Genomic DNA, 12,056 nt, shown 5'->3' with positions numbered 1-12,056 from the left:
TGCCGTTGTTATTGGCAATCACCTTCGTCACATTACCAAAGCCGTCATACTCAAAGTTCGTGTGCCGCAGCAGCGGTCCGCCTTCGGCATTCGCATACGTCTTGGACTCCACTACCGAGCCTTGGCTATTCCGTACAAATCGAGTCACCGACTGTTGGTTCGCATCGACCTTGGTTGTAATTGTCTGCGGCAGCGCAAATGTTGGATCATAGGTAGTGATCGTGCTGCCGCCCATATTGTTTGTTTCACTGGTAATGTTGCCGTATATATCATATTGCCGATTGGTGACCAAAGCCGGACCTTCTGCACTGCCGCTGCGATTTTTGGTGATGATCTGGGTTGGATAGGGGCGATGGATATTAGCGTCGTAGCCCTTGATCGTAACGTGCTCCGTATTACCTGCTCGCACTATCGTTTCAAGATGAAAGAATTTAGGGTTATCTTTATCCATAATCTTGTTATAGATATAAATCGTTGTAAGGTCCCCGCTAGACATAATCGTTTGGTACTGATAATCCCCCTTGTAATAATACGGATCCAATTCGTAACGGAACGTACGGTTATTGCTCTCCGTCACACGACCATCTACATATTCCTGTATTTCTTTTCGTTCAACTATTCGATAGTTTAACTGCTTCGTATAATAACCGGATCTACGCATAAACGAGTCATAACTAAATACCGTTTTCGCACCTGTAGGATGATGAATACTGCTAATCAAGGCAAAATCATTTCGCTCATTAGGCTCCACATTATATATAATTGAAAACTTAGACTCTGCAAATTTATACGTGTAGTACGTCGTTTTCCCAGAAACATCCTTTACAGAAGACAATGTAAATACGCTTCCAGCTTCACTGCTTGATGAGCCGGGGATAAGCATCGTTTGATACGCAACCGTGTCTGTTCCATTCGTAACCGTGATCTTCTGATATTCATAGGTAAATGTAAGCTTATTTCCTAGCGGATCACTCACTTGCTTCAAAACATATTGTTCTTCATTATAGGGCTTTTCATATTTAAAGTTGATATAATTTCCATGCGTATCAGTAATTTGCAGCAGATTACCCTCACGTGTAAAGTAATAGGATGTTCCATTTTTATATTTCAGTACAAATTCAGAAGGGACACCCTCTACTAATCGACTAAAATCATTGTAAAAAAGAATATCGTCCCATGGATAATCAACCAACTTTGCTTCGCTATTACTTGCCAGATATGTACCACCACCCGGCAGTCGAACATACTTATAACCTCCTATCATCTGCACCTGAGGGATATCCCAGCTCCAACCTGTGCCTAGTCGTGTTTGTCTATCGGATAGATCCTTGAACACCTTATTATCCTGCTTCGTCCCTGGGTATCCCTCATAAGCATAAGGATGTTTCGGCGATAACTCCCCTGTTGGATATAAGTAGGCACGAATTATATCGTCTCCGCTATTAAATGTAAATTCCTGTAGTGCTTTATTAGGGTCGGAAAGGTGATCTCTTTTAAATGCATCACGATTGTCGGTACGACCTTTAAGGTCCTCGATCGTATAGGTGGGCATATCTCTCCAGTAATCCTTATACTCAAACAGGTGGCTTCTAATTTCCATCTGCGTATGATACTCATATTGATTCGTAACCCTGTTTTGTTTATAAATTTTAGCGATTACAACAGGTGTATAAAAGTATGTCGTAACATAGCTTGGAACGCTTCCCTTATTGTAATATTCTGCATCATTACTGTTATACAAACGAGTTAACTGAAAAGACAAGCCGTTGCGACCGGGAATGCCTATGTCCGTCACAGTTAAATTTAATGATCCATCCTGTGTCGAGATATTTTCTACCCCTGTGCTGACGCTATATGGCGCCTGATCCAGCTTGACGTGCTGGTTCTTTAACGTTAATTCATCGTACTGACTTGCACTACTCGAATTTAGGCTTAAACGCGCATAGACCGAGCCCGTAACCGACTCAGGCTCATAAGTAACCTCTCCTACGCTTTTAAGCGCTACGCTGCTCAATAATTGCGACCAATACGTTGCATCCGTGACTGTCGGTGGCTCATACGGCTTCCCTTTACCCGGGAATAACATATTTAGCGTTTCGAATAATTTCGAAACGTCTTCATTTTTGTCTAGTGCAGTAGCTATATCCATTAAGTTGTAACCCGCATTCAGCATTTCAATAATGCTCGTCGGTGACACTTGGTATTTTGCTGCCAAGCTGTCAATGGTCAGCAGCTCTCCCTGCTGCTGTCCTTCCAATGCCTGAACTGACTGCTGCATGCTTAGAATGCCAGGTGACAATATCTCTAAGCAAAGTGCCACGATCAGGACCCATGATATTTTTTTCACTACACATATCCCCTTTTATGTATTTACTATACTAATCTTCTAGTTTGTATATTATCTTCTATTTCCAACTCAATTCCCCACTCCATGTTCCCAGATATGAGCAGTTCGGAATAGGCACTAAGTGACGCCTTCTTAATTACGATTCAACTTCTACTATCCCTCCATGATAGAACTTTTCATCCACATAAATATGAGTGATATAAGAGCCTGTTTCTTCATTGTGTTTATCAAAAAATATCCTTCCCCGCCAACCCCCTTCACTTACACGCTCACCATTTATCCATTCAAGGTCATCTTGACCGTTGGCTGATGTCCAAGTAGGAAACTGAACGTTTTTAGTTGTGCTCGGTAGTCCATAAACGAAAATATCGTACCATTTCTCTTTTATCTTAGCTTTAGTAGGATACGAAGGGCTTGCTGCAACAGCAGTAATATGAGCCGAGATCATCCTCCGGTTACCATATTTATCTTCTGTATATACATGCGTGATATAATTACCCGCCTCATTCTTATGATCGCGATAATTCACTGTATAGATCCAATCCCCATTCACACTTTTTGTACCTTTTACATAAGGAATTTTTAAATCATCCTGCCCATTTTGTTCGGTCCAGGTTGGAAAATAGACGTTGCTAACCTTATCCGATAGACCTGATACCCTAACTTGATAATGACCGTCTTTTAATTCAGCTTGCTTTGGAGCTGTGACAAGAGCTTTATTTTCTACAGTGACATTTGCAATCTGAATCATGTTTTTGTCAGCATAAACGTGGGTTGTATACACACCTAGATCATCGAGGTGCTTTGCATATATAACCGTACCTCTCCATACTCCTGAAGTTTCTTTGATACCCTGAATCCATTCCACATCATCTTGTCCATTTTTTAAAGACCAGGTTGGGAAATAAACCTGCTGTACTGACTCCGCTATGTCATAAACAACTAAATCATAGGAGACATCGGAAATGTCCACCTTTGTAGGGGCCTTAATGCCTCCTTTTACCTTATACTCAATCCACCCAATTACACAGTTATTCCCATATCTATCAATGGAATAAATATGCGTGATATAATTACCCGTTTCATAGTTATGGTCACGATATGGAATTTTAATTTCCCATGTATCTATATCCTTCTTAGATCCTAATATCCAAGGAGATTTCAGGTCATCCTGCCCCTTGGCTTTCGTCCACGTCGGAAATCTCACTTCTTTAACGGTCAGTGACACACCAGAAATCCGAATCGTCACATCGTCATCATGTAAAGAGGGATTAGAACTAAGCTCTATTTTCCCGGTATCCACGACTTGAAACTCAAGCTGACGTGTATCTTTTCCATCAACCTGAATCATTGCGTGGTATTTACCCGTCCCTGGCGATAAATCGCTAAACTTAATGATTGCCTTCCACAATCCATTTCCCATCTTCTTTGCAAAAACTACTGAAGAGTTCTCTCTACTCACAGCATCTGACCAGTAAGCCAACTTCAATTCACGCACATCGGTATTGTTATGCTGAACATATACCGTTAAGGAGGCATTGGATAAAGAATACGCTGCTTGCTCTCGTTGAAGATATGTCTTCTTTAAATTGCCTTGCAAATCATATTGTTTAATTACGATCTTCCCATTCTGGTGAATTGCTTGCAGCTTCTGATCGATATCATAAATGTTAATGCTCGCCTTGGAACCATCCAGATTAACGACCATGCTATCTCCCCACTGCACATCGTCAAAAGCAGCTTGAGCTATGCTTGCTGGTAACTGCAAACACCATACAGAAATCAAGAAACCTACTGTGATCGTTACCTTACTGATATGCCATTTTAACATTCTCAACTAATATCTCTCCTTCGGCACCATCTGTAATACCTCTTATTAAAATGTATACAAATGCATAGGCTGCCTGCTCAGGCACCTTTCCTGCTGTTGTTAGTATAATGGGTGTATTTCCTGTCACCTTATCCCCCTCAACAATACTTGCCCCTATAAACTGGTTATCTACATTAAAAAAGTCGATATAAAGCTGAACTTTGGCATGATGTAAATGACTTATCCTCAAATCACTAGTGGCTTTGAAATTTCTTAATGGCACGATTGCTAATTTTTGTACAACGCCTACAATTCCATTTGCTTTGATGGCTTTGCTAGATATATATTGAGCAATTTGTTTGTCTTTGTGCTGACGCAGTTGAAAATCATATGAATCTGAGCTCCATACTACCTTATCCCAATAATCTGACTTCATATCCCCATTAAGGTATACATCAAATTCTTCATCTGCAGTTATACTTGGTTCGTTGTATGCAAATCTCAAATTATCCACTAGAATGTGGCCTGAACTGTTAGCTTTTTGACCTCTAATCAATACATACACGACTGCATGAGTCGCGGTTGCCGGGACTTGTCCGTATTCCGCAATCGTAATTGCGTTACCATTAGTTTTGGTAAAATAAGGTGCGGCATAAGCCCCTACGAAGCTCCCGTTGTCATCCTTAAAATCCACGTAGAGCTGAACATATGAATCTTGTAATCTGATAATATTAAAGCTGCCTGATACTTTAAATTGTGTTGATTGAGAAGATGGCGTAATGTGTATGACTTGACTAATGCCTGCGGCTCCATTCTCACCAATCTGATCTGATAATATTTCTTGCACATAATTATTATCGTGTTCAAGAATATAAGTATTTCTCATACCTATATCCCATCCTACCCTCGTCCATAAATCAGCGACCTCCTGCCCCCTCGTTCCATTAAATGAGCTATTACTTAACAGGTTAAAATCATTGCCATACCGTAGCTCCGCATTTCGTATATAAAAAGCAGCCTGCCCATTATCCGACTCACTTCTTGACAAAATATAAACTCTTACTGTTGAGGCATTACTCGGAATATTCCCCAAAAGGCTTGCTGTAACATAACCCGCCTTAATTGGACCCTTCAGATCTTGGACACTAACACTAATAAACTTCTGTGCTTGATCATAATAGTCCACATACAATTGCATTCTGCTTTCATGGAGTTCTTGAATATCCATCGATACACGTAATGTGTACGGTTGATTCGGATGTACCGCTACAACCTGACTTATTCCGCAATATCCATTGCTTTTCATCTCAGAGCATCGCACCGATTGCGCTTTTACTCCAAGATGTTCAATTTCTTTAAACTCAGCTTGATTGACATCCCACTTCGAAATGTCCCAATTTTCAACAACTCCATTAACAAAGCTGCTAAAGCTAGAGTTGTTCAGTCTATTCACTACTGGAACCGGGGCATCAACTCTATGCTTCTTTAAAGTAACGTTACCATTCGAACTATAGTTGTATTCTACTTTGCTTCGATTGTCATAATTATAAGTAGACTTTAACTTGCCATTGGAGTCATATATGTACTCGTTAACAGACAAAGCATACGCTGACTCAGCCATACTCATTGCAAATAAACTGACGAGGAACCAAATGATCACTTTTCTCATGCTTTCACCTATTTCCATCATTATATTTAACTTACAAAAAGACCCTGTACTCTACCACAATACGTCATGCTCACGGAAGATTCCAAACAATAATTGGATTTATAAATAACTTATTCCATGCAAATAAAAGGAAACTAGCTTCATTAGCCAGTCTCCTTTATCTCAAACTATTTACAGTTCCAAACATCCTGTCTCTCCCATCAAACTCTAATTCACACATTGTAGCTCTTAACGTGTTGATATGCCTTCATTCCCCATACCACACTTCTACAACCGCTCCACTCCCTCTACAATTCGGTCCATATGAATGCCGCCAAAGCCCAGTAGAAACTCCTTGTGCGTATAATGAGGCGGCTCCAGCCAAGTATAAGCTGCGGCAGTGATACGGATATCCGCTTGTTTGGCTATCGCGACCAACTCCTGTTCGGTTTTGGTATGCTCGATCCGCAGCAAAATATGAAATCCGGCGTCCTTACCGATAATTTGCGCCTTTTCTGCAAAGACACGTTGGATCGTTTCAATCACTAAATCATGTTTTTGCCCGTAACCAGGATTCTCCACGACAATCTGATCCGGTGTGCATCGACAGCCACGGAAGCGATGCAAATAACCACTTATTTGCACACGCAGCCCATATTCCCCTTGCGGGTCTCCGTAGAACAGCAAATGTTGATTCTCTATCTAATCTAGGAATGAACATCGTACCCTATACGCCTCTCTTATCTGTCCTTTAGGTTTATTCAAATCTGTATATTTTCAAGTATACAGATTAAAGGTATAGTGAGTCTATCATCTGGCTTTATTATGTTAACTACAGGAGCATTAACGATGGCAGCAGCAGAGCAACACTACAAGCCGATACGTTTTTTGGAAGGACAGCACGTTTATTTAAGACCCGTCAATTAAGAAGACACAGAGTCCTATTATCATCTGTTATTTCATTCGGAAATGAGAAGATTAACTGGTACACAGCGGCATTTTACAAAAGAGCAGATCAGCAATTATATAGAGAGTAAAGCACAAGATACGACTGCTGTGCTGCTGCTTATTGCCGAAGCCTCTTCCGACTTCTTGATCGGGGATATTGCGCTTCAGGATATCGATTCTATTAATCGTAACGCAAATCTACGAATTGCGATCGATGCGCCTTGCCATCAAGGCAAAGGCTATGGCTCTGAAGCAATTCGGCTCATGCTGGAGTATGGCTTCGGCAATTTGAATTTGCATCGCATTGAGCTTAACGTATTTACGTACAATGACCGCGCCATACACGTCTATAAGAAATTGGGCTTTCAGCAGGAGGGCGTGCAGCGACAGGTTGTATTTTACGATCATCAGTACCATGATTCGATCTGGATGAGTATGCTCGCGAGTGAGTATCGTTCTTTGTACAAAGGAAACAAATAGCAGAGACAATACAAAAAAAGGAGAGAGCACCTATGGCGGCCTCCCTCCTTTTTTCATTTTACAGCGTAGACTTTGTTATTTGTTACATCCAACGCATTTAATTGCCCACCGAAGACAGCACCGCCATCGATACCAATAATCCGGTTCGCTCCATAGTATACTTCATAATTGTCAACGTCCCCATGCAGTCTATTCGTTGTGGTGTGGCCAAATACGACCGTTTTCTGCCCCACGTATCCCTGATGAAAATCCTCTCTAATCCACATGAGCGTGTAAGGATCGGTCTCGTGAACAGGGGTAGCAGGATCGACACCTGCATGCACAAATATGTAATCCTCGGTTTCTACATAATGATCCAACTCCTGTAAAAAGGTTAGATCCACCAACAGTTCCTCCGTTCGTGCGGAGGGGACAAGTTCATAAGTATCCTGCTCTGGATTTTTGACCAACCATTCTTCGCCAATTCCATAACTTCGTAAAGTAATGTCGCCACCATTCCGCTTGAACCAACGATTCCAAGCGTCATTCCCTTCTCCTGTCAAGGCTTTGATCATCATATCCTCGTGGTTGCCTTTAAGAGCGAGTGCGCCCGCAGCCTTTAACTCGATTACTTTTTTGATGACACCTCGCGGATCAGGTCCTCGATCCACATAATCTCCGAGTAATATTAATTGATCAAGCTGGGAATCATAGTTCACTATTTCCAGCAGCCGGTTCAGCTTGTCCAGTTCTCCATGAATGTCACTAATAACAAGTGTACGTCTCATACTAACAACCTTCCCCCTTAGGTAACAAATTTCTACCATTATACTAACAAGTCCACTTTTCCAACAAGCTGCGACCTGCTGTTCCCTTTATTATTTCCCGAGGAATAATCCCAAAACAGATCCTTCTACTAGATAGTGATCATCTATAATACAAGGCCAAATCAACATAGTTATGATATAAGTGATATAAATGGTAGAAATCGTATACGACACTTCATCCCGTTCCATCCTGCTTGATATCATACCTCCTGGATACGTCCTACTTGGCTTGGCGAGCATTTAGTAATAAAATAATGAAATACATGTTTTTCATTACAACATTTAAACTGATTGAAACGTGAGGTCCATCATCTATGCCAAAGTCTTCTCCTTACAGTACGGTTGAAAGAGAGCGGTGGGCAAGTCTAGGCAGCCGTATGCATACATCCGTGACTTCAGAACAATTTGAACAATTAAAAGGACTAAATGATCAAGTGTCTATTCAAGAGGTAAACGACATTTACCTCCCGCTTGCAGAAATGATTCATCATCGTGTGATGGCCTCTATGCAATTGCATCATAAGTTATCCTCATTCCTACAACTTGATGGACATAAAGCGCCTTTTGTACTTGGCATCGCTGGCAGTGTTGCAGCAGGCAAAAGTACCACTGCAAGGTTGCTGCAACTTCTGTTGTCGCAATATGACACGCATCCGCAAGTTGATATGGTGACCACAGATGGCTTTTTATATCCGAATGCAGTTTTGCAATCGCGGGGAATGATGAACAAAAAGGGCTTTCCCCAAAGCTACGATACAAAACGGCTGCTTCGCTTTTTGACAGATATCAAATCAGGTAAACCTAACGTCACCGCGCCGATATATTCCCATATGGTCTACGACATTGTGCCGGATCAGGAGCAAACAATTAACAGTCCAGATATTCTTATTGTCGAGGGTATTAATGTGCTGCAAGTTAGTCGGGAAGGAAGCATTTTTGTAAGCGACTTCTTTGATTACTCGATCTTTGTTGATGCAAGTGAACAGCATCTGGAGCAATGGTACATTGAGCGCTTTAATTTGCTAAGAAGCACCGCGTTCCAGAAGCCAGAATCCTACTTCCATCGTTTTGCCGGCTTGCAGGAGGAGGAAGCGCTGCAGCTTGCACAGCAAATATGGAGAGACATTAATCTCGTGAATCTTACGGAAAATATATTACCAACTAAGCCGCGTGCGGAGCTCATTCTCGTCAAAGGGGAACGACACGGGGTCGAGAGGATTTTAATGCGTAAATAAAGTTACGAGAAAAAGGCAGAATTACCGTTGAATCATTTACTAAACGTGCCCATATTCAGTGCCATGAAATCAGAACCACCCGTCAAACGGGTGGTTTGCACTTGGGGTATAACCCCCTGTTGCCAAACTGCGCCTAAAGACGCTAGCCTGACAGCAAATCTGTTCAGGCTCAGTGTTATTTGTCACTTCCACTTACCAGTTGAACTGGTTTATTTCTTTTTGCTACTTTTACCACTGAATGGATCCTCATACTCTTTTACACTCAGCTTATCTATTGCTTGATCATGTGCTTCTTGCTCTCGAATGTACTTTGCTACAGTTGCTTCATTTAAACCCACTGTACTCACGTAATATCCTTCTGCCCAAAATTTCCGATTCCCGTACTTATACTTTAATTGGGCATGCTTCTCAAAGATCATTAGCGCACTTTTCCCTTTCAGATATCCCATGAAAGTTGATACCGCTATTTTGGGAGGTATAGCCACCAGCATATGCACATGATCTGGCATCATATGCCCTTCTATTATTTCTACTCCCTTATACTTACATAGACGTTTGAAGATCTCGATCAAGTCTTTTCTTACTTGATTATATATTTCTTTACGTCTATACTTCGGGGTGAACACGATGTGATATTTGCACATCCACTTCGTGTACGCTAAACTATAGTTCTTGTTTGCCATCTAAGACCATTCCTTCCGTTGAGCCTGAACATCTCAATGTTATCGGAATGGTCTTATTGGTGTAACCCTGGTTCCCTCCACCCGCATAGCAGGTGGTTTTATGTTTCGCACGCTTCGCGAGCTCAACTGGCTAAAGCCTAAAATAAAAAAGAGACGGCTCCGCTAAACAGCCGTCTCTCTTCCTAATTGTAGGATCAAACCTGAATTGTTCCTGGCACTTGATACCTGTGCCCTCTCTACTCGTGATCCAAGCAGCAAGCTCCTCTGTCTGCGCTAACGTCGCAATTGGATCAAAGTACCAGGATTTCTCATGCTTCCATATGTATACACGATCCTGTTTAACGGCATTAAGCGTCTTCCAGACGGGCCTTGATCGTGGACACTGTCCTCGTCTGTGCTATGTCATTTGTGTGCTTGGAAGAAGAGGCTTCATTTCCTGATGCAGCTGGTGTAACGCCTGATTGACTCGACGATGCTGAAGAGCAGCCTGTCCATACGATGGTCAATAGCAGCATAACCAATGCCGCGTACAAATTTACATGTTTACGCATATGATGAACTCCTTTATATACCGATATCAGGGAGGGTAGCGGCCGCTTCCCACAAATTCTGCACGAGCGTGTGCAGTGATTCTACATTTGTATGATAGGGCAAAATGGTTTAATCCACGTCCATCCCATCTATAAGATCATTATCAATTAACTCTTAGCCTACTATAACAGCCGCCCTCTACGCCGTATATTCACAAAAGGACACCGCTTTGTGTATGGATAAAAGTCAGATTAGTCTTACAGCAGACAACATATCCTGTTGGACCTGCATCTGTCGTTCCAGCACCAAGCCTTCGCTGTGCCAGAAAGCTTGCTTAAGCCATTTCGATATCATTCCATCGTCCTCCGTTTTCTTTACACAAAATAGGTAAACACTAGTATGGAAGTCACATTCCAAGGAGGACATCATGAACAAGTTAGCGACGATGAGTCTATTATTTAGTGGATTGCTGTTAAGCGCCTGTGGTAACAGCACTGCTCTAGCTGAGGGGAAGCAGCCTGCAATAACAGTAAATATGATCAACAACGAAGGAGCAGCAATTGGAACAGCTCGACTTACCCAATCAGGTGACACCGTACACCTTTCCATCGAAGCTCGTAATCTGTCGCCAGGTATACACGCGATTCATTTTCATGAGACAGGCCGATGCGATACTCCAGATTTCAAAACGGCTGGAGCCCATTTGAATCCACAGCATAAGCAGCACGGATTCCACAATCCGAAAGGGTTTCATAGCGGGGATCTGCCTAACATTGAAGTAGGGACTTATGGTACAGTCCAAGCTAACCTTTCCACCAAAACGGTCACCTTAGTGAAAGACCAGCCCAACTCTCTGCTGCGCTCTGGTGGTACTTCAATTATTATTCACGCTAAAGCGGACGACTACATAACGGACCCTTCAGGCAACTCGGGTGATCGAATCGCGTGCGGGGTTATACAAACAGAGTAGAGGGATCACCTGCGTGGTCACACTTGCGGACTACGCTGCTTGTAGTCGGATGCACAAATACCGTGTCCTTCGAAATGATCGAGAGACACGGTATTTTGTATCCGTTTATAAGTTACATTTCGATCCTAAGCTGACATCGAAATAAAGATGATTGTGGTTCGCGCACCTCGGGTTAAACTGGAACTGGCACACCGGACAGCAATAATTGCTGTTAAGATAAGCTTGGATCGTTAGCTCTGTCTTGCAGTTCCCGCATTGAATCGCCTTACAGCCCCACTCCTGCTGCGGCCACGTCATGGCAGGATGATCAGCCGAGTGTTCATGGCAATAAAAACAACCGTAATACGTGTTGCAGCATTTAAATTTAATAGCTACAACGTCCACTTCTTGGTGGTAATGCTGACATCTGCCTTCCTTATCAATCGCTCCAACAACTTCGATCATTGTACCTACTCACTTCTTTCCTAACCTTATACTTGCATTTGCCTGAAATACCATCCCATAAACAGCTGCATATTTACACGGCATCCCCAGGACGTATTCGTTCCCGACTATCACAAATCCATCCACATTCCGCTTAGTCCACATGCACTCAAGC

At 42.3% G+C, this 12,056-nt stretch carries 10 protein-coding genes and 1 pseudogene; 3 read left to right on the top strand and 8 right to left on the bottom strand.

The genetic code is table 11. From position 1 onward, the window contains the following. From H509_RS0118725 to H509_RS0118710, 4 genes are all read right to left on the bottom strand, one after another. Positions 1-2,347, bottom strand: a 2,347-nt coding sequence (locus H509_RS0118725) for an RHS repeat domain-containing protein (protein ID WP_028546428.1), incomplete at its 3' end; no start/stop codon positions are given. A gap of 136 nt (positions 2,348-2,483) precedes the next feature. Then, positions 2,484-4,178: a GBS Bsp-like repeat-containing protein gene (locus tag H509_RS26890; RefSeq protein ID WP_051287351.1), complete on the bottom strand. Its 1,695-nt coding sequence runs from the start codon at positions 4,176-4,178 to the stop codon at positions 2,484-2,486. Then, on the bottom strand, positions 4,156-5,610 hold the full coding sequence (locus tag H509_RS0118715; RefSeq protein WP_169450951.1) for a hypothetical protein: 1,455 nt from the start codon (positions 5,608-5,610) through the stop codon (positions 4,156-4,158). The genes H509_RS26890 and H509_RS0118715 overlap by 23 nt, the downstream gene beginning before the upstream one ends. Positions 5,611-6,093: 483 nt before the next feature. After that, positions 6,094-6,492 (bottom strand): hypothetical protein, encoded by a 399-nt coding sequence (locus H509_RS0118710; protein WP_028546426.1) that lies wholly within the window; start codon positions 6,490-6,492, stop codon positions 6,094-6,096. A gap of 162 nt (positions 6,493-6,654) precedes the next feature. Between H509_RS0118710 and H509_RS25905 the strand changes: the two are divergent. Continuing rightward, positions 6,655-7,233: pseudogene (locus H509_RS25905) on the top strand (GNAT family N-acetyltransferase). Positions 7,234-7,286: 53 nt separating this feature from the next. Here the strand turns inward: H509_RS25905 and H509_RS0118700 are convergent. Beyond that, positions 7,287-8,000: a metallophosphoesterase family protein gene (locus H509_RS0118700; RefSeq protein WP_028546425.1), complete on the bottom strand. Its 714-nt coding sequence runs from the start codon at positions 7,998-8,000 to the stop codon at positions 7,287-7,289. A 353-nt stretch (positions 8,001-8,353) separates the two neighbouring features. Between H509_RS0118700 and coaA the strand changes: the two genes are divergently transcribed. After that, positions 8,354-9,274, top strand: a complete 921-nt coding sequence (coaA, locus tag H509_RS0118695) for a type I pantothenate kinase (protein ID WP_028546424.1) — start codon at positions 8,354-8,356, stop codon at positions 9,272-9,274. A 209-nt stretch (positions 9,275-9,483) separates the two neighbouring features. Here the strand turns inward: coaA and tnpA are convergent, their stop codons facing one another. Both tnpA and H509_RS0118685 read right to left on the bottom strand, forming a co-directional pair. After that, positions 9,484-9,957 carry an IS200/IS605 family transposase gene (gene tnpA, locus H509_RS0118690; RefSeq protein ID WP_028546423.1) on the bottom strand — a complete coding sequence of 158 codons (474 nt, stop codon included), beginning with the start codon at positions 9,955-9,957 and terminating at the stop codon, positions 9,484-9,486. 347 nt (positions 9,958-10,304) lie between these two features. Further along, on the bottom strand, positions 10,305-10,508 hold the full coding sequence (locus H509_RS0118685; protein WP_028546422.1) for a hypothetical protein: 204 nt from the start codon (positions 10,506-10,508) through the stop codon (positions 10,305-10,307). Between the two features lie 407 nt (positions 10,509-10,915). Between H509_RS0118685 and H509_RS0118675 the strand changes: the two genes are divergently transcribed. After that, positions 10,916-11,458: a superoxide dismutase family protein gene (locus H509_RS0118675; RefSeq protein ID WP_028546421.1), complete on the top strand. Its 543-nt coding sequence runs from the start codon at positions 10,916-10,918 to the stop codon at positions 11,456-11,458. Between the two features lie 105 nt (positions 11,459-11,563). Here the strand turns inward: H509_RS0118675 and H509_RS27310 are convergent, their stop codons facing one another. Continuing rightward, positions 11,564-11,902: a CHY zinc finger protein gene (locus H509_RS27310; RefSeq protein ID WP_084159263.1), complete on the bottom strand. Its 339-nt coding sequence runs from the start codon at positions 11,900-11,902 to the stop codon at positions 11,564-11,566. Between the last annotated feature and the right edge of the window lie 154 nt (positions 11,903-12,056).

It is taken from the genome of Paenibacillus taiwanensis DSM 18679, assembly GCF_000425125.1.
In the GTDB taxonomy this organism is placed as follows: domain Bacteria; phylum Bacillota; class Bacilli; order Paenibacillales; family Paenibacillaceae; genus Paenibacillus_B; species Paenibacillus_B taiwanensis.
Note: the sequence above shows the minus strand (reverse complement) of the source record. Positions and strands in the feature narration are given on the sequence as shown.